This is a genomic window from Arcobacter suis CECT 7833, from assembly GCF_003544815.1.
Lineage (GTDB): Bacteria > Campylobacterota > Campylobacteria > Campylobacterales > Arcobacteraceae > Aliarcobacter > Aliarcobacter suis.
Genome location: NZ_CP032100.1, coordinates 657,223 through 682,831 on the forward strand (window position 1 = coordinate 657,223; position 25,609 = coordinate 682,831).

Sequence of the window (25,609 nt, forward strand, 5' to 3'; positions counted from 1 at the left end):
TAAATAAAAAAAGGAAAATGTAATGGGTGAAGCTAATAATATGGATGCACTCATTGCAGATGACTTTTTGCTCCAAGCTAATAATTTATCTCATAAATTTGATTATGAGCTTTTTAATGATATTAATTTATCTCTTCATAAAAAAGAATCAATTGCAATTATAGGTACAAGTGGAAGTGGAAAATCAACACTTCTAAATATTTTATCTTCTCTTTTAAAACCATCACATGGTAGTGTTGTTTTTAAAAGTAAAGATATCTATTCATTAAAACAAAGTCAATTATTAAAAATAAGAAGAGATGATTTTGGAATAATTTTTCAAGCTCATTATTTATTCAGAGGATTCTCTGCTATTGAAAATCTTGAAATCGCTACACTTTTAAGTGGTGAAGAAATTGATAAAAACCTTTTAAAAGAGCTGAATATTGATTATGTAATAAATCAAGGTGTTGGTGAATTAAGTGGTGGTCAACAACAAAGATTATCAATTGCTAGGGTTATGACAAAAAAACCTAGAATAATTTTTGCAGATGAACCAACTGGAAATTTAGATAAAGATACTGCAAATATTGTTATGAACACACTTTTTAATTATATAAAAAATAATAATGCAGGTTTAATTCTTGTGACACATGAACATGAATTAGCAATGCGATGTGATAAGGTTTATAAGTTAGAAGATCTAACTTTACAGGAGATAAAGTGACTATACTACTAATATGTGAAACTGCAATAATTGAACATATTTTTACTTTAGTTTGTAAACGATTGCATGTTAATTTAACTATTCAAAAAACTAATAGTGTAAATGATAAATTTGATTTGATTATTATTGATCAAAGTTTTATAGATGATAAATTTAATACAATTAAACAGTTTTCTAAAAAACTAGGTGCAATTTGTTCAGAAGAATTACCTTTTGATAAATCTAGAGATTTTATTATTCAAAGACCTTTTTTACCTACAAAATTAGAAGAAATTTTGATTGAGCAAATAGAGATTATAAAAGAAGATAGAGCAAAAGAAAAAGAATCAGATTTAAATAGATATGAAGAAGATGAAGATGTATTTGTTCCTATTACAAAAAAATACATTGAATCATTAGATAGTAATCATACAAATTATTCACAAGATGATTTTTATGAAGAAGAGGATGATGAAAGTATAATAAATCCTTCTTTATTGAATATTGGTGGAATTTTAGATCATAGTGAGTTAAGTAAAATTAACAATATTCTAAGAGAAGATGTCATTCAAAATGAAATTAATTTAGAAAAAACTGATTGGAAAGATATTGCTGCTATTATTGATGATGCATTAGAAGAAGTAAAAGAGTATGAATTTGATTTAACTCAACCACCAATAAAACATTATAATTTAGTATTAAGTAATTTTCATATAAATGAATTAAGACCATTATTAGAGAAGTTTGATCAAACTGTGATTGATAGACTTTCTAGTGGTGAAAGTGTTGATATTAGATTAAGTTTGAAAGGATAAGTTTTGATTAAAGAAAAAAAAGGCGCAATATTAATCATTTCTGGTCCTAGTGGTTGTGGTAAATCAACTTTACTAAAAGAAGTTTATAAAGATATAGACGATTACTATTTTTCTATTTCAACAACAACAAGAGCTCCTCGAATTGGTGAAGTTAATGGTATTGATTATTTCTTCGTTACTAAAGAAGAGTTTGAAAAAGATATAAATAATGGTGATTTTTTAGAATATGCAAAAGTTCATGATAATTATTATGGAACTTCTTTAAAACCTATCAAAAAAGCTTTAGATGAGAGTAAACTAGTAATCTTTGATATTGATGTTCAAGGGCATGAGATAGTGAGATCTAAACTTGATGCTATAACAACTTCTGTTTTTATTACAACGCCATCTTTAGAAGTTTTAGAAACTAGATTAAATAGTAGAAATACGGATAGCACTGAAATTATTGAAAAAAGAATAAAAAATGCTAAAGGTGAAGTTGAATATTTTCAAGATTATGATTATTTAATAATCAATGATAATTTACAAATAGCAGCAAAACAACTTGTTTGTATTGCTAATATTACAAGAATAAAAAGTAAGCTTTTTGAAAAAAATAGTGTTGTTTCAAGTTGGTTAAAATAACCTACTTGATTGAATCGTAACTAAGAGGTTTATCAAAATAATAACCTTGACAATAATCTATATTTAATTCTTTTATTTTATTATAAATATCTTCATTTGAAACATACTCTGCAACAGTTTTTACCTTAAACTCTTTTGAGAAATTTGCGATTGTATTTACAATAATTTCTAAATCTTTTGATGTATTTATTCTTTCAATTAAAGAACCATCGATTTTAACAAAATCAATATCAAGTAAAGTTAGTAGATTGAAGTTTGAATATCCAGCACCAAAATCATCAACTCCAACTATGCAGTTGAATTTTTTTATTTCAGAGATAAATTTAGAAACTTCATTAAAATCAGAAATTTCTTCTGATTCTAGTATTTCAAATTCTAAGAATTCTGTAAATTCTTTATTTTGTTCTAATATCTCATAAATAAAGGCAGTAGTTTCTTCATTTGCAATATCATCAAAGGAGATATTTACAGAAACTCTTTTATTTTTATTTTTTATTAATTTAAAAGCATCTTGAATAACAATTTTTATGATATTTGGATAAAGTTTTGTTTTTTTAGCAACATTAATAAAGTGATAAGGTGCAATTTCAACACCTTCTTTTGTGATATATCTTATTAATGCTTCATATTTATAAACTTCTTTTGTTTGTGTATCAACAATAGGTTGAAAATATGCTTGAAAAAGATTTTCTCTGAATCCAACTTTTAATTGTTTTACCCATTTTATATTTTCTTCAAAAGATTGTTGAATTCTAAAAGATTCATTATAAATCATGATTCTTTGAAGTTTTGTTCGAGCATAATTTATTACTCTTTGTGAATATTTAAAAGCTCGTGCACCATCTCCTTGAGCAATACCAATTGTAATATTAATATCAATTTCTGCTTCATCAATAAGTAAAGATTCTTTTTCTATTTTATCAGCAAATGATTTACAAAGATTATAAAATTCATCTACATCTTGATGGTTTTTCTTTGCAACAATAGTAAATTTATCAGCTTCAATTCTATAAACAATATATTCATCTTCATTAAAATAGTTTTTTAGTTTATTGGCTAATTCATACAATATTGTATCACCAATTTTTTCACCAAAAAGGTCATTTATTGTAGAAAATTCATCTACATCTAAAAGCGCCATTAAATCTATATTATTTTCATCTAAATCTTTTTTTAGTTTGTTTCTATTTGGTAGATTTGTTAGTTTATCTATATATAAATCTTTTAGTTCATGATAAATCAATGATTGTGACATTACTTGTAAAAGTTTTGCAATATCAATAGGTTTTAATACATATTTATCAACACCAATATCAATAGCTTCAAGTAAATATTCCTTATTTGAGAAAGCAGTTGCCACAATAATTGGAATATTAAGATTGATTTTTTTTATTTCTTTTACCATGTCTAAACCATTTAAAATTGGCATATTAACATCAGTAATGATTAAATCTATTTCATTTTCATATTTTTTGAAGAGTTCTAGTCCCTCTTGTCCATTTTGGGCAACATATTGTTTTTTTGTGAAGCCTTTTAAAATTTGATGGGTAACTTCTCTTAAGTCTTTTTCATCTTCTGCATACAAAATAGTTATATTTTTTAGTATTGAAATATTATTTATCATTATTAAGACTCTCTCCAAAATTATTAAGATATAATATCATAAATTTACATAATATCTATACAATCAAGGTTTAATAGTAATAGTAGGAGGCTTTTTGTCTAAAGTAAAATGTAATCATTGTCATTTGGAATTTAGTAAAATGATAATGATAAAAGAGGGTGATTTGAATTTTTGTTGTAAAGGATGTCAAGGAGTTTATCATCTTCTAAAAGATGATGGATTAGACTCTTTTTATGAAAAGCTTGGAAATAGAACGATAGCTCCACCTTTAGAAATAGACAATGACGATTTAGAAAAATTTGATTCTAAAAATTTTTTAGATAACTATGTAAGAATCACAAAAGATGGTTTTGCACAAATTGATTTAATTATTGAGGGAATTCATTGTGCGGCTTGTGTTTGGTTAAATGAAAAAGTTTTATATGAAACAAAAGGTATTATTGAAGCTAATATAAATTTCACTTCAAATAAAGCTCGAATTACTTGGGATGATGAAAAACTAAAACTATCAGAAATTATTTTAAAAATCAGAGCTATTGGTTACAATGCTTATGCTTATGATTCAAGTGTTGCGGATATTGCTGCTACAAAAGCAAAAAGAGATTATTTTATTCGTATGATGGTTGCAGTAATTGCAAGTATGAATATAATGATGTTAAGTGTTGCAAAATATACTGGATTTTTTACAGGAATTTCAGAAGAAGTAAAAAATATGATTCATATAGGTGAATTTTTATTATCTACTCCTGTTTTATTTTATAGTGGATGGGTATTTTTTAAAGGCGCTTATTATGGAATTAAAAATCGTATTATTACCATGGATTTTTTGGTTGCTTTTGGTTCTACTTTAACTTATACATATTCATTGTTTATTTTGTTTGGAGCAAAGGGCGAAAGTTATTTTGATTCAGTTGCTATGATTATCACTTTTGTTCTAGTTGGTAAATATCTTGAAGTAATTGGAAAAAAATCTGCTGTTGATACTTTGGATAAAATAAAATCTAGTTTGCCTTTAGAAGCTGTTGTTGTAGATGAAAATAATAACAAAAAATTAGTTGCATTAAATAGCATAAAAATAGATGATGTTATTGAGATAAAAGCTGGAGATAAAATACCAGTTGATGGACAAATTATAAATGGTGAAGGTTTTTTTGATGAATCAACACTTACAGGAGAATCAATTCCTGTTTATAAAAAAGTTGGAGATTTTGTCTACAGTGGAACAATAAATAGTAACTCTTTGATAAATTATAAAGTTACAAAAGATTTTAAAAACTCTACCTTTTCATCTATTGTTACACTTCTTGAGGATTCTTTAAATTCAAAACCAAAAATACAAACAAAAGCTGCTCAAATCTCAAAAGGTTTTAGTGTTACAATTTTATCATTGGCATTAATGACTTTTTTAGTTTGGTATTTTTTTGGTATAGATTTAGGCTTCGATTATACAGGAACAACTCAATTTGAAAGATCATTTATAGTTGCTGTTTCAGTTGTGGTAATTGCTTGTCCTTGTGCTTTAGCTCTTGCAACGCCAATGGCAAGTTTAGTTGGTATTTCTGAACTTGCAAAAAAGGGTTTACTTTTTAAAGAAGCCAAATTTATTGAATCAATGGCAGTTGCTTCTAGTGTTGTTTTTGATAAAACAGGAACTTTAACTAAAGGCGAGTTAAATGTAGTAAAAGCAAGAATTATGGATGATAATATTCATAAATTAAATCTTTTATACTCTTTATTATCATCATCAAATCATCCAGTTAGTAAATCTATCAAAAAATATTTATCAAAAAAATATAATTTAGAAGACAAAAAATTAGATAGTGTTAAAAATGTTGAAGCAAAAGGAATGAGTGCAAAATACACAAATATTGAAGGTAAATCTTTTGAACTTTTAGGTGGAAATTTAGATTTATTAAAACAAAATGAGATTTATTATAACTTTGAATCAAATAAAACAGTTTATCTTTTTGCAATAAATAAAAAAGTGATTGCAACATTTGAACTTGAAGATGAAATAAAAGATAACTCAAAAGAATTAATATCGTATCTTCAAAAAAATAATATTGAAGTTACAATGTTAACAGGAGATAATGTAAATGTTGCTAAAGATATTGCTGAGAAATTAAACATCAAAAATTATCTAAGTTCTCAAACTCCTGTTTCTAAAGCTGAATATATCAAAAAATTAAAGTCAGAAAATAAAGTTGTTGTAATGGTAGGTGATGGAGTAAATGATAGTGTAGCTTTATCAAATGCTGATGTAGCTGTTGCTATGGGGAATTCAGCAGATGTGTCATTGGCTGTTTCTGATATTGTTTTATTAAATTCTTCATTAAAATCTTTAAAAGATGCATTTATAATTTCTTCAAGAACCTATAAATTTATAAAACAAAATTTATATTTATCTTTGATATATAATGCCGTTACAATTCCTTTAGCTATGGCAGGTTATGTAATACCATTAGTTGCTGCACTTTCTATGAGTTTAAGTTCATTGATGGTTGTGTTAAATTCTCTTAGAATAAAAATGAAATAGGAATAAAAATGATAAATGATACACTTTTTTTTATGTTGATTGTTGGAATTATAATTTCAGCTGGGATGTTATTTCTTTTTATTTGGGCGGCAAAAACGGGACAATTTGATGATTCAAGTAAAATGGTAAATGGATTATTATTTGATAGTGTTGATGATTTAAATGATGCTATTAATAAAGAAAAGAATCTAAAAGATGCAAAAGCTGAAAAATTAAAAAGTGAAAAAGAGAAATTAAAAGTAGAAGAAAACTAGCCAATTTTCATTGGCCAGTTTTACAAAATTATTTCATTGCAGCAATTTGTTTAGCTAAATCAGCAATGTCAGCGTCAGTTAACTTAGCAGTTTGACCTTTCATAACAGCACCCATACCGTGAACATTTAAAGTTCCAGCTTTGTATCCATTTAAAGAAGCAACAGTTTTAGCTTCTGCCCATCCTTTGATGATTTCAGATTTTCCTAAAGCAGCTTTTTCACCGTTTGCACCGTGACAAGTTGCACATGCAGCAAAAGATGCAGCCGATAAAGACGCAGCAGTAGCAGCAACAAAGATTGCAGATAATACGATTTTTTTCATTTTTTTTCTCCTTGAAATTAAGAAAAATATTTTAGCTTTTTTTTCTTTTTTTATGCTTAATATTTTAGCTTATTTTTTAAATTACAAATGGAAGTTTTACTCATAATTGTAGATATTTTGTGAAAAGAAAAAAAGGCTTATTTTGCAAAGATAAAGGCAGTTTTTTATATAGTATATTTTTAAAAAGAAGGTACAGAAATTGAATCAAAAAAGAGTTTTAGATATAAAAAATTTAACTTTTTATTATAAAAAAGATAATCCAATTTATAAAGATTTTTCTTTGGAATTAAATAAAGGTGATTTAGTAACTATTTTTGGGAAAAGTGGAACAGGAAAAACTACACTATTTGAGTTGATTTTTGGAAGTTTAAAACCAATAACTGGCACTATAGAAAAATCAAAAATTGCAATGATTTTTCAAGATCCATATAACTCTTTTCATCCAACATATTCAATCAAAGAGCAAATCAAAGATGTTGTAGGAGAAATTTCTGCTAATGAATTAAAAGATTTATTAGAAAAATTAACTTTAAAAGAAGAAATTTTAGATAAAAAAACACATGAATTAAGTGGTGGACAACTTCAAAGATGTTCTATTTTAAGAGCATTACTTATGAAACCAGATTTACTTTTAGTAGATGAACCAACATCAGCTTTGGATAATATCATAGCTTATGAAGTAATGAAATTATTAATTACACTTTTAGATAAATGCGCCATTTTATTAATTACACATGATTTAGATATGGCTTCATGGTGCAGCGATAAAATTATAAGGTTAGAAGAAAATGCAAGAAAATAAAAAAGCACTAGTGCTACTTAACATGGGTGGAGCTAGAAATAAAGCTGAATTAAAAATGTTTTTAACAAATATGTTTAACGATAAAAATATAATAACGGTGAAAAGTAGCCTACTTAGAAAAGTAATTGCAACTTTTATTGTAAGTTCAAGACTTGATAGTGCTTGGCAAAACTATGAAAAAATAGGAAATGAATCACCAATAAATAAATTAACTGAAAAATTAATTCAAAAAGCAAATAAAAAAATAGAAGATTTTACAACTTATCAAATCATGAGATACACACCACCTTTTGCAAAAGATGTTATAAATCAAATGAAAAAAGATGGAATAAAAGAAGTTCTACTTTTGCCACTTTATCCTCAGTATTCAACTACAACTACAAAATCATCTTTTGAAGATTTTATGTATTTTGCTAAAGGAAATTTTAAAGTGCAAATTATTGAAACATTTTATAGAAATGAAATTTTTAATGAGTGTATTTTAGATGAAATAATTTCAAAAACACCAAATCCAAGTGAATATAATTTGATTTTTTCAGCACATGGACTTCCTCAAAAAATAGTTGATGCTGGTGATCCTTATGAAATTCAAATGAATGAACATGTAAAAATATTATCAGATAAATTACGAGAAAAAGGTATAAACTTTAAATCAATAAATCTAGCATATCAATCAAAAGTCGGACCATTAAAATGGCTTGATCCTTCTCTTGAAGAGATGTTAAAAAACTTTAAAGACCAAAATGTGATTATTTATCCAATTGCCTTTATCGTTGATAACTCTGAAACAGATTTTGAACTTGATATTGAATATCGAGAAATTGCTCATGAATTAGGAATAAAAGATTATAAAGTATGTAAATGTGTAAATGATAGTGATGGATTTATTGAAGCTATAAAGGATATTATTAAAAATTGAAATAGGAGTTTAAAATGGAAAATCAGGTTTTATTAGAGATTGCAAAAAATTCAATAGAAAAGAAGTTTGATGAAACTGTAAAAATAGATAAAACAAAACTTTTAACTGATTTTCCAGAATTATCAAAAAATGGCGCAACTTTTGTAACTTTGACTTTAAATAATCAACTTCGAGGTTGTATTGGTTCTTTACAGGCATATCGACCACTTCTTGATGATTTAGTTTCAAATGCAAATGCTGCTGCTTTTGAAGACCCAAGATTTTATGAACTAACTCTTGATGAATTTAAAAAAGTAAAAATCGAAATCTCTATATTATCAACGCCAATTGAAGTTATTTATACAAATATTGAAGATTTAAAATCGAAAATAAAACCAAATATTCATGGTGTGATTTTACAAAAAGATGGACGAAGAAGTACATTTTTACCACAAGTTTGGGAACAACTTTCAACTTTTGAAGAGTTTTTTTCTCATCTTTGTCATAAAGGAAGTTTTGAAGTAAATTGTTTGGAGTTTCATCCGCACGTTTTTACTTATGAAGTTAAGAAAATAAAATGAAATTTTACAAACAAGAAAAAGAGCGATTAGTTTGCCTTTTATGCTCTTATTATTGTAAATTAAAAGTAGGGCAAACAGGAGTTTGTGGAGTAAATAAAAATATTGCTGAAGAAATAAAGTGTTTAGTTTACGGATATTTAAGTGCTTTAAATATTGACCCAATTGAAAAAAAACCTCTTTATCACTTTTTACCTTCCTCAACTTCACTTTCTCTTGGAACAGTTGGTTGTAATTTTAGATGTTCTTTTTGTCAAAACTGGCAAATCTCGCAAAACAATAATATAAATAAAAACAACTATTTTAGCGCAGAAAAAATAGTAAATATTGCAAAAGAAAAGAAATGCAAATCAATCTCTTATACTTACAATGAACCAACAATTTTTTATCCATTTGCAAGGGACATTGCAATAAAAGCCAAAGAGTTTGGTATAAAATCTGTTTTTGTTTCAAATGGTTTTGAAAGTGCTGAAGTAATAGCTGATATGAAAGGTGTCATTGATGCCATGAATATTGATTTAAAATCTTTTGATAAAAAATATTATAAAAATTCTTTAGGTGGTGATTTGAAAGTTGTTTGTGATAATTTAATTAATATCAAAAAAAATGGTATTCATCTTGAAATCACAACTTTGATAGTTCCAACAGTTAATGACTCAAAAGAAGAGTTAGAAAATATAGTAAAGTTTATAAAAGAGAATTTAGGTGTTAATATTCCTTGGCATATTAGTGCTTTTCATCCTGATTATAAAGAACAAAATTTAGAGCGAACAGAAGATGAAACTTTACAAATGGCATTTGATATTGCAAAAAGTCATGGGCTAAATTATGTTTATATAGGAAATAGCACTTTTGAAAATGATACCATTTGTAAAAATTGCGGTGAAGTTCTGATAAAAAGAAAATATTTTAGTGTTTTAGAAAATAGAGTTATAGATGGCATCTGTCCTAAATGTAAAACAAAAGTTGATGGAGTTTTTAAATGAGTATAAGAAAAGCAGTTGTTAGTGGAAGTTTTTATCCAGATACAAAAGAAGAGATTTTAAAATATATAAATCATTTTAATAGTATTTGTGTGAATATAAAAACCTTTGAAGATATAAAAGCTATTATTGTTCCTCATGCTGGATATATTTATAGTGGATTTACTGCAAATTTGGCTTATAAATTAGTTTCAAAAAAAGATATAAAAAGAGTAGTTGTAATTGGACCATCACATAAAGTTTATCTAAAAGGTGCAAGTGTGGCTTTATATGATGAGTATGAAACACCACTTGGAAATCTAAAAATTGACAAAGAGTTTTCAAAAGATTTAATAGACAAATATGATTTTTTAGATTTTAATGTGGAGTGTGAATTTGAACACTCAACAGAAACACAAGCTCCATTTATAAAACACTATTTAAAAAACGTACAAATAGTTGAGATTATTTATGGTGAAATTAATTACGAAGATTTATCAAAAGTTATAAATGAGATTTTATCCAATAGTGATAATTTTGTGGTAATAAGTACAGATTTAAGTCATTTTTATACCCTTGAAGAAGCGCAGAAAAAAGATAATATTTGTTTAAATGCAATAGATAAAAAGGATTTAGATTTGTTTGATTATTGTGAAGCTTGTGGAAAAACAGGTGTTAAAGCTATTATAAATTGGGCTATTAAAAATAACTATGAAACGAAAGTGCTAAATTATTGTACAAGTGCTGATGTTACAAAAGATAAAAGCAGAGTTGTTGGATATACAACAGCGTTAATAGGAAAATAGATGTTTGTATTTAAAAAAATTGTTTCAGCTTTTTTGTTACCAATTCCAATTGGTCTTTTTTTACTTCTTTTAGCTTTTTTTTACTTGATGTTTAATTCATATAAAAAAGCGAAGATATTTTTGTTTTTAGGGCTGGCTTGGTTTTTTATATTTTCATTTCAACCTTTTTCAATTGCTCTTTTATCTCCACTTGAAAATTCTCATAAAGCTTTAATTGAAACTCCAAAGGTAAATTACATTTTAGTTTTAGGAAGTGGACATAAAAGTGATGAGAGTTTGAGTATAACTTCTCAAGTAAAAATGGTAGGAATAAATAGATTAGTTGAAGGAATTAGACACTATAAAAATCTTGAAAATGCAAAACTAATAGTTTCAGGTTATGGCGCAACTGATGAAAATTCCCACGCTTTAATGCAAGAAAAATTGGCTATCTCTTTGGGTGTAAAACAAGAAGATATTATTAGACTTGATACTACTAAAGATACAAAAGAAGAAGCAATTGAAACAAAAAAGATTGTTGGAAATGAAGCTTTGATTTTAGTAACAAGTGCCTCTCATATGAAAAGGTCAGTTTTATTGTTTCAAAAAGAGGGTTTAAATGTAATTGCAAGTCCAACAAATCATTTGGCTTATGAAGATGACTCTTATTCATCATATTTTTCAGCTAAAAATCTGAGAAATTGTGAAATGGCGATTCATGAATATTTAGGATTAATCTATTCTTATCTAAGAAATGATATTTGAGACAAAATTAATCCAATATCTGATATTATTGCAACAAAGTTGCAAATAAAGGTTTTTAGTGGAATTAATAAATATTAGTAATTTATTTTATAAATATCATAAAACAGATGTATTAGAAAATATAAATTTAACAATAAAAGATAATGATTTTTTAGCAATAATTGGTCCAAACGGTGGAGGAAAATCTACTTTACTAAAACTAATTTTAGGTTTATTAACACCTCAAGATGGGAAAATAGACAAAAAAATAAAAAACAATCAAGTGGGATATGTACCTCAAAATACAAATTTGAATATAGATTTTCCAATTACTGCTTTAGAAATAGTTTTGATGGGACATGTAAGCTCTAAAAAAAAGTTATTTGGATATTCAAAGGAAGATATTGGTTGTGCGATGGCTTCATTAGCAAAAGTTAGTATGGCAGATTTTGCCAATTCAAAAATTGGTGATTTAAGTGGCGGTCAAAGACAAAGGGTTTTTATAGCAAGGGCTTTGTGTTCTAATCCAAAAATTATGTTGTTAGATGAACCAACAGCTAGTATTGACGTAAAAGGTCAAAGGGAAATTTATGAGTTATTAAAAGAGTTAAATAACTCTATTTGTATAGTTGTGGTTAGCCATGATATTTCAGTTTTATTAAACTATGCAAAAAATGTGGCTCATATAAATAAAAATTTAGTTTATCATTCTTTAGAGAATGTAGAAAAAAATGTAAATACACAAAATGAACATTTATGTGAAGTTGAACTTTTATCAGCTTTGGGTAAATCTCATGTTTGTTGTGAACATACACATTAAGGGCAAAAATGTTAGAAATATTACAATATGATTTTATTCAAAATGCCTTATTAGCTGGAGTTTTAATATCAATAGCTGCTGGAATTATAGGTTCATTAGTTGTTGTAAATAAGATTACTTTTTTAACAGGTGGAATTGCGCATAGTTCTTATGGTGGAATTGGACTTGCTATTTATATGGGAATCCCAGTTTTATTTGGAGCTACAGTTTTTGCTGTATTAACAGCGATTATAATAGCAATTATTACACTAAAAAATAGAAATAGAATAGATGCAATAATTGGGATGATGTGGGCAAGTGGTATGGCTATTGGTATTATATTTGTGGATTTAACACCTGGATATAATGTAGATTTAATGTCATATTTATTTGGTTCTATTATTGCAGTTTCAAATGAAGATGTTATATATATGGCTGTTTTAGATGTGTTTATTATTTCAATAGTTATATTCTTTTATAAACAAATTTTAGCAGTTTCATATGATAGTGAATTTGCAACTTTAAGAGGAATAAATGTAAAGTTTTTTTATACATTGATTTTGATTTTAGCGGCACTTTGTGTAGTTGCAGCTATAAAAGCTGTAGGATTGATTTTAGTAATTGCACTTTTAACAATTCCCACATATTTAGCTGAGAGTTTTTCATCAAAATTATCAACAATGATGATAATTAGCTCTATTTTAGCTACAATATTTACAATTTTAGGATTAATAGTTTCTTACTCTTATGATATTAGTTCAGGTGCTAGTATTATTTTAGTTGCAGTTGTTGTTTTAGCAATTGTGAAACTTCTAAGAATAAAAAAATAAAAATTAAAACGGAAAAACCAAAATGAATGAAAAACAAATAAACGAACATATTTATGTGGGAGAATTAAATACTCTTGCTGTTAATAGAGTTAGTGAACCAGGAATTTATCTAATTAGTGATGATCAAACGGAAGTACTATTGCCAAATGCTTATGTTACAAAGTCTATGGAAATAGGTAGTTTTTTGGATGTGTTTATTTACACAGATAGTGAAGACAGACTTGTGGCAACTACACTTAAACCTTATGTGTATTTATATGAATTTGCTTCTTTAGAGATAGTTGATTCTATGAAATTTGGCGCTTTTGTGGATATTGGATTACCAAAACATATTTTAGTTCCTAAAAATAAACAAAAAGGAACTTACTCTATTGGGAATAGAAAAGTTTTACAACTTCAATTAGATGAAAAAACAAATAGATTAATTGCTTCTGAAAAATATGATTTATTAAAAGAGATAAAAGATTTAGAAAAAAATGCTGAGGTTGAAATTATTTTATATTCAAAAACACCACTTGGATATAAAGTAATAGTAAATAATTCTTATGATGGAATGATATATCACACTGAGATTTTTGAAAATCTAAAAATAGGTGATACAAAAAGAGCTTATGTGAAAAATGTAAGAGATGACAATAAAATAGATATTTCTTTACAAAAAATAGGTGAAAAAGCATCAGGAGATAAGGTTTTTGATGTTTTAGCAAAAGAGGGTGGAAAACTAGATTTTACTTACAAAAGCGAAGCCGATGAAATAAAAGAGAAGTTTGGAATTAGTAAAAAAGCTTTTAAGGCATCTTTAACTAAACTAATAGCTGAGAATAAAATAATTTTAGAAGAGAGCTGTATTAGAGTTAAATAGTAACATTTGCTAAAGTTACATCTTGATTGCAAATAATTAAGACTCTTTTTATCCTATTTTATTATAATAGCAATAAATATTTTTATTAAGGAAAATAAATGGCAACAACAAAATTAAAAGGTAACGAAGTTACTTTAAGTGGTACAGAATTAAAAGTAGGAGATATTGCTCCTGTTGTAACAGTAGTAGCAAAAGATTTATCAGATGTTCAAGTAGGTGGTCAAAAAGGTAAAGCTCAAATTATAGTTGTAGTTCCTTCTTTAGACACAGCAGTTTGTGCAGCAGAAACTAGAAAATTTAATGAAGCAGCAGCAAAAGTTGAAAATGCAGAAGTAATCGTAGTTTCTATGGACTTACCATTTGCAATGGGAAGATTTTGTACAACTGAAGGAATTGAAAATCTAACTGTTGGTTCAGATTTTAGAGCAAAAGCATTTGCTAAATCTTATGGTGTTTTAATTGCAAGTGGAGCATTAGCTGGTGTTACTTGTAGAGCAGTATTTGTTATTAATGCTTCAGGTGTTATTACATATAAAGAAATTTGTCCTGAAATTACTGAAGAACCAAATTATGAAGCAGCACTTGCTGCTGTTAATGAAGTTGTATCTACTTCTTGTTGTGGCGGAGGATCTTGCCACTAAATCCTAAAAGGCCACAGTTTGTGGCTTTTTATTCCCTCTTTATCTAAATAAGTAGTATACTATCTTACGCTAAATTTATTAGTAGGAGAAAAATCATGAAAAATTTATTAAAAGTTACACTGTTTTTTTTGTTAGGTTTACAAACTTTATTTGCCGCAGGTGTAAATGATGGTTTCGTAGAATACAAAAAAGGAAATAATGAACAAGCTATTGAAATATTTAAAAAAGCCTGCGATGAAGGTGCATCTTCTGGATGTTATAATCTTGGACTTTTATATTACAATGGAACTGAAGTTGAACAAGAGTATTTTAAAGCAGCAGAGGCTTTTTCAAAAGCTTGTGATGATAATCATACAAAAGCTTGTTATAACTTAGGATATATGTATCAAAATGGTTATGGTGTTAGATTAGATCCATTAAAAGCTATTGAATTGTACGAAAAAACTTGCCAAGCTGGACTGGGAGCTTCTTGTTATAATATTTCAAATATGTATGCAGTTGGGGATGGAGTGGAAAAAGACATTTTCAAAACTGTAGATTATCTGACAAAAGCTTGTAACTTAGATCATTCAAAAGCTTGTTATAACCTAGCTGTTAGATACAATAATGCAGAAGGCGTTGAAAAAAATCCTCCAAGAGCAGCAATACTTTATGAAAAATCTTGTGATTTAGGTTATCCAAAATCTTGTTACAATTTAGGAATCATGTATGTAAATGGGGAATATTTTGTAAAAAATAATATTAAAGCTTTAGAATTATTCACAAAAGCTTGTGGCTTGAATCTTCAAGAAGCTTGTGAAGCTTATGACAATTTAAAAGGTTTAGTATATTAATTCTCTTGTTTATAATCAAGGATTTGAATTTTTATTATTGATATAATTTCTCAAAATCAAAAAGCCACTTTCAAAGTGGCTTTATTTTAGGAGAAATTATGTTTTTTTCATGGTATAAGAAGTTTTCTTCACAACCTCACCAGCCATTTTTTACAAGTGGTATTTTATTTTTTATTCTTTTTATGTCTTTATTTGTAGCAACTTATTCAAATATTCTTATTTTAGATAGTAGTGTTTTAACTTATCATGCTTATTCTATGATTTTTGTTATTTTTATTCAGTTTTTTTTAGGATTTTTATTTGTGGTTTTTCCACGATTTTTAGTTCAAGCAGATATTGAAACAAAAGTTTACATGAATCTATTTTTATTATATTTTTTTGCATCTTTAGGTGTTTTCTTAACACTAATTTTTTATTCAAAAGGTACTTTTATTTTCCAAATTTTGATGCTAATAGCACAAATTATGAGTTTTAAACTACTTTATTTAATACATCAAAAAAGTCTTATAAAAGTAAAAGAAGATACAAAATGGGTTTTGATAGCTTTTTTTTCTGGGCTTATAAGTCATGGTTTATTTATAATCTCAAATTTAGATTTTTCTTTCTCTTATTTAATTTCTAAATTTGCTATAAATGGGGGTTTTTATCTATTTATTTTTATGATAATTTTTACAATTTCACAAAGAATGATTCCATTTTTTACAACATCAAAAGCACCAGATTATAAAATAAATAAAAGTGAAAATCTTTTGACTTTAGTGTTTGTTTTTTTAGCCTTAAAAGTAGTTTTATTATCTTTTGATAATGTTAAATTAAATCTAATAGTAGATGTTCCTTTGTTTATTATTTTCACAAAAGAGTTGATAAGATGGAAACTTCCATTTTTTAAAGTTCCTGCAATTATGTGGGTTTTATTTCTTGGGCTTTATTGGATTCCAGTTGCTTTTTTTATCTCTATAATTGAGGGATTAATGGCATTTTATGACCCAAGTATTGTTTTTGAAAAAGCGGTTATTCACACTTTGGCTTTAGGATATTTTATAACTGTTCTTGTAGGTTTTGGAACTAGGGTAATTTTAGGACATTCTGGTTCAACTCCCCATGCAAATAATTTTGCAATATTTGTTTTTATTGCAATTCAAATCATAACTTTATTTAGAATATTTACCTCATTTTCTTTGAATTTTGGACTAAATTATATGGCTTTATTAGATATAACAGCAATTTTACTAATTTTTGGTTTGCTTTTATGGTCAAGTAAATATATAACTATTTTATTAAAAGGAAAATAGTTGTATTTTCTAAACATACCCTTTACATAAAGTTTCTATAATAAGAAAAATAAAAAAGGGTATTTTATGAATATCATTAGAAAAAAATCTTGGCAAATCAGTGAAAATCTAGTAACTTCTAAAGAACTATTTGAAAAAAGAAGAAGTTTTATAAAACTTGGAGCTGCTTCACTTGTGGCAAGTGGTGCAATTATGCAGCTTTTAGCAAAAGAAAATCTTCCAAATATTACTTTAGATTTTATAAAAGATGAAAATAAAAATGCTTTAAAACTAAATACCTATGAGCAAATAACTTCACACAATAACTTCTACGAATTCACTACAAAACAAAGTGCTGTAAAAGATATGGCACATACTTTAAAAACAGATAATTGGAAAATACAAATAGATGGTTTAGTAGAAAATCCAATGAAAATTGATTTAGATGATTTAAAAAAGATGTTAACTTTAGAAGAGAGAATTTATAGATTTAGATGTGTTGAGGGTTGGAGTATGGTTGTTCCGTGGAATGGTTATACACTTAGCTCTTTGATAAAAAAAGTAAAACCACTTTCAAGTGCAAAATATATAAGATTTGAAACTTTAGTTGATACAACAAGTTTTCCTGACCAAAAACGAGGAGCTTTTGGAGCAGTTGAATATCCTTATGTTGAAGGATTACGAATTGATGAGGCTATGAATGATTTATCTTTTTTAGCCATTGGACTTTATGGGGATTTGATGCCAAAACAAAATGGCGCACCAATCAGACTTGTAGTTCCATGGAAATATGGATTTAAATCTATAAAATCAATAGTAAAAATATCTTTTGTGGAAAAAGAGCCACTAAATACTTGGCAAAAAGAAAATGCCGATGAATATGGATTTTATGCAAATGTAAATCCAAATGTTGACCATCCCCGTTGGTCTCAAAAAAAAGAGAGAGTTTTGGGAAGTTTTACAAAACAAAACACTTTAATGTTCAACGGTTATGAAAAAGAAGTTTCAGGACTTTATGTTGGAATGGATTTAACAAAGTTTATATAATGAAAAGATTTTTTATGTATTTAATAGCTTTTTTACCTATTGTTTATTTATTAATTAGATTATTTATAATTGATGATGTAAATGATCCAATAAAATATATTTATACAATCACAGGAGTTAGTGCAACTGTGATTTTATTTATTTCCATAATTATTTCTTTAATAAAAGAAAAAATAAATCTAATAAAATATAGAAAAGAAATTGGGCTTTTGGGATTTTTTTATGCTTTTTTACATCTTTTAAATTTTATAGTTTTTGATGCTTCATTTGATTTTGAATTTATCTTAAAAGAGACAGTTGAAAAGCCTTTTATTTATCTTGGAATGATTGCTTTTTTTATACTTTTATTTATGGCAATAACTTCAACAAAACAACTTTTTAGAAAATATAATAAATATCATAAATTAGTTTATTTATCTTTGATTTTAATTACGATTCATTGGATTATGGCGCAAAAATCTGTAAATATAACACAATTTATTTATATAGGAATTATTCTAATAATTGGATATTACAAACTTTTACAGCAAATAGTTAGAAGTAATAAACTTTAGTTTACTATTGGTTAATTCTTGATTAGATTTTAGTTAATTATGAACTGTTAAAATCTTTTCATAGATAAGTTGACGCAGCGGCTTATTTATACAGCGCTTTAAGATAGATTTCTTAGACAGAATAATTTTTATGTTTCCTTGTGTAAAAAAGGGGTGTCGAAAGGCGTCCCTTTTTTATTTCAATCTCTCTTAATTCTATTATGATACCATTGCGAAATGATAAAACTTTTCAAAAATACAACAAACTAATCCATGCCTTTATCGAACCTAAATCAAGAACAACTAAGTGCTGCCACTTGTGGTGCTGGTTATAATCTTATAATTGCTAGTGCTGGAACTGGAAAAACTTCAACTATCGTTGGGCGAATTGCTACACTTATAAATAGTGGTGTTAAACCAAATGAAATTTTACTTTTAACTTTTACAAATAAAGCAGCAGCTGAAATGGTAGCAAGAGTTGCTAAATTTTTTGGAAAAGATATAGCAAAACAAATTATGGCTGGAACTTTTCATTCTGTTTCTTATAAACTTTTAAAAGAGTTAAAAGTAAATATCACTTTAAAACAACCAAATGAATTAAAAACTTTATTTAAATCTATTTATGAAAAAAGAGTATTTTTTGAAAGAGATGCTGAAGCCAATCCTTATGATGGCGGATATTTGTACGATTTATATTCTTTATATTTAAACTCAAATGACGGTGAGACTTTTGGAGATTGGATAAAATCAAAAAGTCCTGCACATGAACTTTATATTATGATTTATGAAGATGTTGTTGATGAGTTTAGTGAATTAAAAACAAAATATGGATATGCAAATTTTGATGATTTATTGACTATCATGCTTGAAACTTTAAAAGAAAACGATTTTAGTTTTAAAGAGATACTTGTAGATGAATACCAAGATACAAATCCACTTCAAGGAAGACTTCTTGATGCTTTTAAACCAAAATCTCTATTTTGCGTTGGCGATTATGACCAAAGTATTTATGCTTTTAATGGTTCTGATATTGGAATTATTTCTACATTTGGTGATAGATATGAAAATGCAACAGTTTTTACTCTACGAAAAAATTACCGTTCAACAAAACCAATTTTAGATTTAGCTACAAAAGTTATTGAATACAACGAAAGAGTTTATGAAAAAAAACTTGAAGTTGTACGAACTGAAAATGAACATAAACCAAAATTATTAGCTTTTAATGAACTTTTTTCACAATATGAATATATTTCAGAACTTATTTCAAAAAGTTCAACTCCACATAATGATATTGCAATCATATATAGAAACAACTCAAGTGCCGATGGAATAGAAGCAAACTTAAGAGAGTTTTCAATTCCAGCTAAAAGAAAAGGTGGAATGAGTTTTTTTGATTCTGTTGAAGTGAAATTTATTTTAGATGTTTTAGTTATGCAAATTACACACAATGATATGATGGCTTTTATTCATGTTGTTGAACATGGAAAAGGTATTGGAAAAGCAATTGCAAAAGATATTTTTGATGCACTTATAAAACTTGGTGATGGAGATTTATTAAAAGGTCTTTTTTCCCCTAGAGCTGATATAAATAATCCTTATGAAAATGGAAAAGTCAAAAATAGACAACTTGGTCTTTTTGATGATTTTATTGAATTAGGTTCTATTTCAAAGTTTAAAGATTGTAATTTTGAAGAGGCATTTTTGGGAAATCCTATTTTAAAACATCCAAAACTAAATGTTGATGGTGGAAAATATTTATATGATATTTATTTACTGATGAAACATTTACGAAGAACAAAAATTCCAGAAACTTTAGTTGGAAGTATTGCTTCTTCTATGGCGTATTCAAAACTAAAAGATTTTTTATCTACAAAAAGAGCAACCCAAAAAGATGGAACAATAAATCCAAGCCAAAAAACAAAATCACTTGCAAAAATAAATAGAAAAGTAATGCTTTTAAAAAATCTATCAAGAAATTTCCAAGATTTATCAAAATTCATAAACTCTATGATTTTAGGTGGAAGTGAAATGAGTGAAGGAGATGGAGTAAATCTTCTTTCTATTCATGCAAGTAAAGGTTTAGAATTTAAAGAGGTTTATGTAATTGATTTAATGGATGGAAGATTTCCAAATAGAAAACTTATGAGTAAAGGTGGAAGCATAGAAGAAGAACGAAGATTATTCTATGTAGCAGTTACAAGAGCAAAAGATATTTTGTATTTATCTTATGCAAAATATGACAAAATAAAAAAGATGACTTTTGTAGCAAGTCCATTTTTAAAAGAAGCAGGAATGATTATAAAAGATGCTGAAGAATCTTAGATTCAAGACAAATATAATAAAATATAAAAAATATGAAGAGTAGTTATAGTTTAGGAGTAGAATAAGTGGAAAAAATTCTTTTGATGATTTCAGTGTGTACAATTATTATGATGGCACCCATTGTTTCAAAAATGATAAAAGCACCTGTAGTTGTTGTTGAAATAGTTTTAGGACTAATTGCGGGTTATTTAGGATTGATATATGCGGATGAAACATTAAAATTAATTGCTAAATTTGGATTCGTTTATTTGATGTTTCTTGCAGGACTTGAGATAAATTTTAAACTTGTAAAAATTATAAAAGCAACTTTAGCTGTAAATGTAGTTTTATATTTTATTTTGTTGTATTCAATCTCTGGATTTGTTTGTTGGTTTTTCTCTTTAGGACTTACTTATTTCGTGGCTTTACCTATTTTCTCTTTAGGTATGATTATGATGCTTATAAAAGAGTATGGAAAAGAAGAACCATGGTTAAATCTAGCTTTATCAATAGGTGTAGTGGGTGAGATAATAAGTATTTTAGCTTTAACTTTATTTAGTGGTTGGACAGAACATGGTTTTAGTATTAGCTTTTTTATATCAATTTTAACTGTTATTAGTGTTGTTGCTATTACAATCTTGGGATTAAGAGTTTTTTATATTGCTTTTTGGTGGTTCCCTGAATTAAAAAAATTTCTTATTCCTGATTCTCAAAATGATAGATATGACCAAGATATAAGATTTTCTATTTCACTTTTATTGATTTTAGTATCAATTATGTTATTGTTAAAAATCGATGTTGTTTTAGGAGCATTTACTGCTGGATTATTCTTTAAAATGTTTTTTAATCAAAAACATGAACTTCTTGATAAAATTGAATCTTTTGGTTTTGGTTTTTTTGCACCAATATTCTTTATTTATACAGGTTCAACTGTAAAACTTGATATTATTGATTTAGAAATTATGAAACATGCGGGATTTATAATTGTTGCAATCATATCAATTAGATTAATTAGTTCTTATTTAGTATTTTTTAATTATTTAAAATTCAAACAAACAGCACTTTTTGCCCTTAGTGATTCTATGCCTCTTACTTTTATGGTAGCAATTGCTATGTTATCTTTTAATTATGGTCTAATAACTCAAGCTGAATATTTCTCATTTATTATTGCTAGTATGATAGATGGACTATTTCTTATGATATTTATCCGAAAACTTTACAAATGGTTTAAATTAGAAAAGTAAAAATTTTATATTTTTACTTTTCATCTTTTTATAAAAAATAATTTTTTACATAGCTCTTTTTACTCACAAAAACAATCGAAATTATCAATAAAATCTTTAATAAAATGAACAGTCATTTATCGTTGTATGTTTTTAAATATATCGTTAAAATGCTATTTTAATGCTATTCTTGGCAAATAAGTTATAAGAAAAATTAATAAATTAAGTTTCGTTTTAACTTATAAGACTTATAATTTGTTTGATAAATGATTTTTATAAATATAATCAAATAATGTAGGAGGTAGAAGTTGAAAAACAGCAAAGTTTTACAAGATGTAAAATCTAATTCTATGGAAATTCCAAGTAGAAGAGATTTTTTTAGAAAAACAGCTATTTATTCTGCTGGAGCTTTAAGTGCTGCATCAATTTTATCGCCAGTATCTGTAAAAGCAGATGAAGTAGCAATAATAAATGAAGTACCTTGGGGTGTAAAGTTAGGAGATCCTGTAGATAAAAATTTATATGGTATTCCATCACCTTATGAACATAATAATATTAGAAGAACACATGATTTATTTTCATCAGGAGATGCTTATGCTTCTGTATCTATGTGTCCAATTCATGAATCTGATGGAATTATTACTCCAAATGGATTATTTTTTACAAGAGATCACGGTGGAACAGCTCATGTTGATCCAAATGAGTGGAGATTAATGATTCATGGTAAAGTTAAAAAAGAGATAGTTTTAACTTTAGAAGATTTAAAAAAATATCCAAGTGAATCAAGAATCTACTTTATAGAATGTCCAGCAAATGGAAGTCCAGAGTGGAGAGGTCCTCAGTTTAATAGTTTACAATTTATGAAAGGTCTTATGAGTGCAGCTCAATGGACAGGAGTTATGTTAAAAACTATTTTAGATGATTTAGGGCTTGAAAAAGATGCAGTTTGGATGTTAGCCGAAGGAAGTGATAATGCTTCAAATCCAAGAAGTATTCCAGTTGAAAAAGCTTTAGATGATGTAATGGTTGTTTGGGGACAAAATGGTGAAGCATTAAGACCTGAACAAGGTTATCCTGTAAGACTTATTGTTCCAGGATGGGAAGGAAATCTTAACACTAAATGGTTAAGAAGATTAGAATTCTCAGATAAACCATGGCACTCAAAAGAAGAGACTTCAAAATATACAATGCTTCAAAAATCAGGTAAAGCTATTAGATATTTCTGGGTAAATGAAGTAAATTCAGTAATTACTTCACCATGTCCTGAAAAACCATGGACACATTTGAAAAAAGGTGAAATGGTAGAAATAGAAGGACTTGCTTGGTCTGGTCATGGAACAATCAAAGGTGTTGATATTTCATTTGATGGTGGAGATAATTGGGTTGAAGCAAGGCTTAAAGGTTTGGTATTGCCAAAATCTTGGACAAGATTCTCTTATGTTATTAAATGGGACGGAAAACCTCTATTTTTAGCAAGTAGATCTTATGATGATTTTGGAAATATTCAACCAACAATTGATCAAGAAACTTCTGCTGTTGGAGTTGAATCTGTATATCACAGAAATGCTATTGTAACTTGGGAAATCACAAATAAAGGAGAGTGTAATAATGTTCAAATTAGAAAACACAAAAAAGCTTAAATCAGCTCTTCTTGGTATTGGTTTATCAACTTTTTTAGCTAGTTCAGCGCTGGCAAGTTCAAAAGAAATGTCAGTTGATGGAGCAGTAAAATATCCTATAAAAGATGGTAAATATACTTCATATTATTTGAACATTCAAGAAATTAAAGATTTTAATATTGGAAGAACTCCAACAAAAAGAGAAATAACAGCTTGGGATGTTGATGCAAAACCTGATGGAACTGGTTTACCACAGTTTGATATGAAAAATGGTGAAGTTGTACTTGGTGATGATGGAAAACCAAAAAAAGCAGAAGGTTCAGTTGAACTTGGAAATGAACTTTATGATGCACAATGTGTAATGTGTCATGGTGATTTTGGAACAGGTGGAAAAGGTTATCCTAGACTGGCTGGTGGAACAAAAGAGTCATTAAAAATTCAAAGACTAAATCCAGCAGATGAACATCCAAATCCTGATACTCCAATTAGAACAATAGGTTCCTATTGGCCATATGCTAGTACTTTGTATTGGTATGTTCAAGATTCAATGCCATTTAATCATCCAAAAAGTTTGACAAATAGTGAAACTTATGCCCTTACAGCATATTTATTATCTATAAATGGAATAACTTATGAGGGTGTTGAACTTGATGATGAATTTGTATTAGATAAAGAAAAATTAATGAAAATTGTGATGCCAAATCACGATGGATTTTATCCTGAAGTTGATACAAAAGATCCAAAACAAGGTGTGAAAAATATGACAGCATTACTTTCTGATCCTAAAATTTATGGAACAGGAACAAGATGTATGAAAGATTGTATAAAAGAAGATATTCAAAATCTTTTAATGAAAGTAAATATTGATTTAACGGCAAATTCAAATCAGCCTATGTCAGTTGTAAGAAGTTTACCAAAAGTTGAAAATAAAGTTTCACTATCTTTTGGACAAAAAACTTATGAAGAAAGTTGTGTAACTTGTCATGGAAACCCAGCCCTTGGAGCACCAGTTTTAGGGGATAAAGAAGCTTGGAAAAAAGTTACTGCAAAGGGAGTGGAAAAAGTTTATCATAATGGAATTAATGGTATAAATAGTATGCCTCCTAAAGGTGGTACGGATTTAAATGATGAGCAGATTAAAGAAGTAATTGACTATATGATTAATTCTAGTAAATAATAAAGGAGTAAGTTATGAATGTAATTAAAAAAATATTAACTGTAACGGCAATTAGTGGATTATTAGCAGTTAGTAGTTTTGCATCAGATGAAGAATTAGTTAAAAAAGGTGAAAAAATTTTTAATACTAATACTTTGGGAAATTGTGTAGCTTGTCACGCAATAAATGGTAAAACATTAGATGGACCAGGAAGTATGGGACCTATTTTACAAGCTTTATCAGCTTGGCCAGAAGAGGCATTATATGAAAAAATTTATGATCCAAATACAACAAATCCAATTTCAACAATGCCAGCATTTGGTAAAAATGGTTGGTTAAGTGATGATGAAATAAAAGCTGTAATTGCTTATTTAAAAACAATTAATTAATAAAAAGGATATAAAATGATGAACAGAAGAAATTTTTTAAGTTTAGGATTTGGTGCAGTTGCAATTGCTGCGATTCCTGCAAAGTTAAGTGCAATTGATTTTAGAGAAACTCTACCAAAAGCATGGACTGCTACAAAAGTTGATGATGCAATAAAAGAGATTTTTGGATCATCTACTTTAACAGAAGGAAGTATCAATTTAAGTGCTCCTGATATTGCTGAAAATGGTGCAGTTATTCCAGTTTCATTTGATACAACATTAAATGCTACAAAAATTGCAGTATTCCAAGATGCAAATCCTGAAAGTGCAGTTGCAGTATTTTCTATTCCTGAAAATGCAGTTATTGATTATGCAATAAGAATTAAATTAGCAAAAACAGGAACAGTAACTGTTGTTGCAGAAGCTAACGGAAAATTATATGCAGTTTCTAAATTAGTAAAAGTAACTATTGGTGGATGTGGTGGTTGATTTTTCAA

The 25,609-nt window shown here is 27.3% G+C and carries 27 protein-coding genes; 25 read left to right on the forward strand and 2 right to left on the reverse strand.

Annotated elements, in window-relative coordinates:
• The first annotated feature begins 22 nt into the window (after window positions 1-22).
• The 3 genes from ASUIS_RS03205 to gmk are packed head-to-tail and all read left to right on the forward strand — an operon-like array spanning window position 23 to window position 2,124.
• Entirely contained in the window at window positions 23-706 is a 684-nt protein-coding gene (locus ASUIS_RS03205; protein WP_192894402.1) for an ABC transporter ATP-binding protein, read from the forward strand.
• Entirely contained in the window at window positions 703-1,500 is a 798-nt protein-coding gene (locus tag ASUIS_RS03210) for a hypothetical protein (protein ID WP_118885692.1), read from the forward strand. The genes ASUIS_RS03205 and ASUIS_RS03210 overlap by 4 nt, the downstream gene beginning before the upstream one ends.
• A gap of 6 nt (window positions 1,501-1,506) precedes the next feature.
• The gene (gene gmk / locus ASUIS_RS03215; RefSeq protein ID WP_118887634.1) at window positions 1,507-2,124 is read left to right on the forward strand and encodes a guanylate kinase; all 618 of its coding nucleotides are present in this window, start codon (window positions 1,507-1,509) and stop codon (window positions 2,122-2,124) included.
• 1 nt (window position 2,125) lies between these two features.
• On the opposite strand, the gene ASUIS_RS03220 is transcribed toward gmk, so the two are convergent.
• Entirely contained in the window at window positions 2,126-3,748 is a 1,623-nt protein-coding gene (locus ASUIS_RS03220; protein WP_118885693.1) for an EAL domain-containing response regulator, read from the reverse strand.
• A 94-nt stretch (window positions 3,749-3,842) separates the two neighbouring features.
• Between ASUIS_RS03220 and ASUIS_RS03225 the strand changes: the two genes are divergently transcribed.
• Both ASUIS_RS03225 and ccoS read left to right on the forward strand, forming a co-directional pair.
• Window positions 3,843-6,284 carry a heavy metal translocating P-type ATPase gene (locus ASUIS_RS03225; protein ID WP_118885694.1) on the forward strand — a complete coding sequence of 814 codons (2,442 nt, stop codon included), beginning with the start codon at window positions 3,843-3,845 and terminating at the stop codon, window positions 6,282-6,284.
• A gap of 8 nt (window positions 6,285-6,292) precedes the next feature.
• A complete protein-coding gene (gene ccoS, locus ASUIS_RS03230; protein WP_118885695.1) occupies window positions 6,293-6,538 on the forward strand; it encodes a cbb3-type cytochrome oxidase assembly protein CcoS in 246 nt (81 codons plus the stop codon).
• 28 nt (window positions 6,539-6,566) lie between these two features.
• On the opposite strand, the gene ASUIS_RS03235 is transcribed toward ccoS, so the two are convergent.
• Complete coding sequence (locus ASUIS_RS03235) at window positions 6,567-6,860, reverse strand: c-type cytochrome (RefSeq protein WP_118885696.1); 294 nt, start codon at window positions 6,858-6,860, stop codon at window positions 6,567-6,569.
• Window positions 6,861-7,059: 199 nt separating this feature from the next.
• On the opposite strand from ASUIS_RS03235, the gene ASUIS_RS03240 reads away from it, so the two are divergent.
• From ASUIS_RS03240 to soxY, 20 genes are all read left to right on the forward strand, one after another.
• Window positions 7,060-7,662 (forward strand): ATP-binding cassette domain-containing protein, encoded by a 603-nt coding sequence (locus ASUIS_RS03240; RefSeq protein ID WP_118885697.1) that lies wholly within the window; start codon window positions 7,060-7,062, stop codon window positions 7,660-7,662.
• A complete protein-coding gene (gene hemH / locus ASUIS_RS03245; RefSeq protein WP_118885698.1) occupies window positions 7,649-8,581 on the forward strand; it encodes a ferrochelatase in 933 nt (310 codons plus the stop codon). Before ASUIS_RS03240 ends, hemH begins: the two co-directional genes overlap by 14 nt.
• Before the next feature lie 14 nt (window positions 8,582-8,595).
• A complete protein-coding gene (amrA, locus tag ASUIS_RS03250) occupies window positions 8,596-9,141 on the forward strand; it encodes an AmmeMemoRadiSam system protein A (protein WP_118885699.1) in 546 nt (181 codons plus the stop codon).
• Window positions 9,138-10,124: an AmmeMemoRadiSam system radical SAM enzyme gene (gene amrS / locus ASUIS_RS03255; protein WP_118885700.1), complete on the forward strand. Its 987-nt coding sequence runs from the start codon at window positions 9,138-9,140 to the stop codon at window positions 10,122-10,124. Before amrA ends, amrS begins: the two co-directional genes overlap by 4 nt.
• A complete protein-coding gene (amrB, locus tag ASUIS_RS03260) occupies window positions 10,121-10,906 on the forward strand; it encodes an AmmeMemoRadiSam system protein B (protein WP_118885701.1) in 786 nt (261 codons plus the stop codon). Before amrS ends, amrB begins: the two co-directional genes overlap by 4 nt.
• Entirely contained in the window at window positions 10,907-11,650 is a 744-nt protein-coding gene (locus tag ASUIS_RS03265; protein ID WP_118885702.1) for an ElyC/SanA/YdcF family protein, read from the forward strand.
• Between the two features lie 58 nt (window positions 11,651-11,708).
• A complete protein-coding gene (locus ASUIS_RS03270; RefSeq protein WP_118885703.1) occupies window positions 11,709-12,449 on the forward strand; it encodes a metal ABC transporter ATP-binding protein in 741 nt (246 codons plus the stop codon).
• Window positions 12,450-12,457: 8 nt separating this feature from the next.
• Complete coding sequence (locus ASUIS_RS03275) at window positions 12,458-13,258, forward strand: metal ABC transporter permease (RefSeq protein ID WP_118885704.1); 801 nt, start codon at window positions 12,458-12,460, stop codon at window positions 13,256-13,258.
• A gap of 22 nt (window positions 13,259-13,280) precedes the next feature.
• Window positions 13,281-14,120, forward strand: coding sequence for a CvfB family protein (locus tag ASUIS_RS03280; protein ID WP_226799979.1), 840 nt, complete (start codon window positions 13,281-13,283; stop codon window positions 14,118-14,120).
• 98 nt (window positions 14,121-14,218) lie between these two features.
• Window positions 14,219-14,761, forward strand: a complete 543-nt coding sequence (gene prx-suh, locus ASUIS_RS03285; protein WP_118885705.1) for a thiol peroxidase Prx-SUH — start codon at window positions 14,219-14,221, stop codon at window positions 14,759-14,761.
• 95 nt (window positions 14,762-14,856) lie between these two features.
• Window positions 14,857-15,594, forward strand: a complete 738-nt coding sequence (locus ASUIS_RS03290) for a tetratricopeptide repeat protein (RefSeq protein ID WP_192894401.1) — start codon at window positions 14,857-14,859, stop codon at window positions 15,592-15,594.
• Between the two features lie 98 nt (window positions 15,595-15,692).
• Window positions 15,693-16,886: an NnrS family protein gene (locus ASUIS_RS03295; RefSeq protein ID WP_118885707.1), complete on the forward strand. Its 1,194-nt coding sequence runs from the start codon at window positions 15,693-15,695 to the stop codon at window positions 16,884-16,886.
• 66 nt (window positions 16,887-16,952) lie between these two features.
• Complete coding sequence (msrP, locus tag ASUIS_RS03300) at window positions 16,953-17,912, forward strand: protein-methionine-sulfoxide reductase catalytic subunit MsrP (protein ID WP_118885708.1); 960 nt, start codon at window positions 16,953-16,955, stop codon at window positions 17,910-17,912.
• Window positions 17,912-18,466: a ferric reductase-like transmembrane domain-containing protein gene (locus tag ASUIS_RS03305; protein WP_118885709.1), complete on the forward strand. Its 555-nt coding sequence runs from the start codon at window positions 17,912-17,914 to the stop codon at window positions 18,464-18,466. Before msrP ends, ASUIS_RS03305 begins: the two co-directional genes overlap by 1 nt.
• A 252-nt stretch (window positions 18,467-18,718) precedes the next feature.
• Entirely contained in the window at window positions 18,719-20,767 is a 2,049-nt protein-coding gene (locus ASUIS_RS03310; RefSeq protein WP_118885710.1) for an ATP-dependent helicase, read from the forward strand.
• Between the two features lie 65 nt (window positions 20,768-20,832).
• A complete protein-coding gene (locus tag ASUIS_RS03315; protein ID WP_118885711.1) occupies window positions 20,833-21,990 on the forward strand; it encodes a cation:proton antiporter in 1,158 nt (385 codons plus the stop codon).
• Window positions 21,991-22,277: 287 nt separating this feature from the next.
• Entirely contained in the window at window positions 22,278-23,609 is a 1,332-nt protein-coding gene (soxC, locus tag ASUIS_RS03320) for a sulfite dehydrogenase (protein ID WP_118885712.1), read from the forward strand.
• Window positions 23,578-24,765: a c-type cytochrome gene (locus ASUIS_RS03325; RefSeq protein WP_118885713.1), complete on the forward strand. Its 1,188-nt coding sequence runs from the start codon at window positions 23,578-23,580 to the stop codon at window positions 24,763-24,765. The genes soxC and ASUIS_RS03325 overlap by 32 nt, the downstream gene beginning before the upstream one ends.
• Before the next feature lie 14 nt (window positions 24,766-24,779).
• Entirely contained in the window at window positions 24,780-25,133 is a 354-nt protein-coding gene (soxX, locus tag ASUIS_RS03330; RefSeq protein ID WP_118885714.1) for a sulfur oxidation c-type cytochrome SoxX, read from the forward strand.
• Between the two features lie 15 nt (window positions 25,134-25,148).
• Window positions 25,149-25,601 carry a thiosulfate oxidation carrier protein SoxY gene (gene soxY, locus ASUIS_RS03335; RefSeq protein WP_118885715.1) on the forward strand — a complete coding sequence of 151 codons (453 nt, stop codon included), beginning with the start codon at window positions 25,149-25,151 and terminating at the stop codon, window positions 25,599-25,601.
• Window positions 25,602-25,609: the final 8 nt, after the last annotated feature.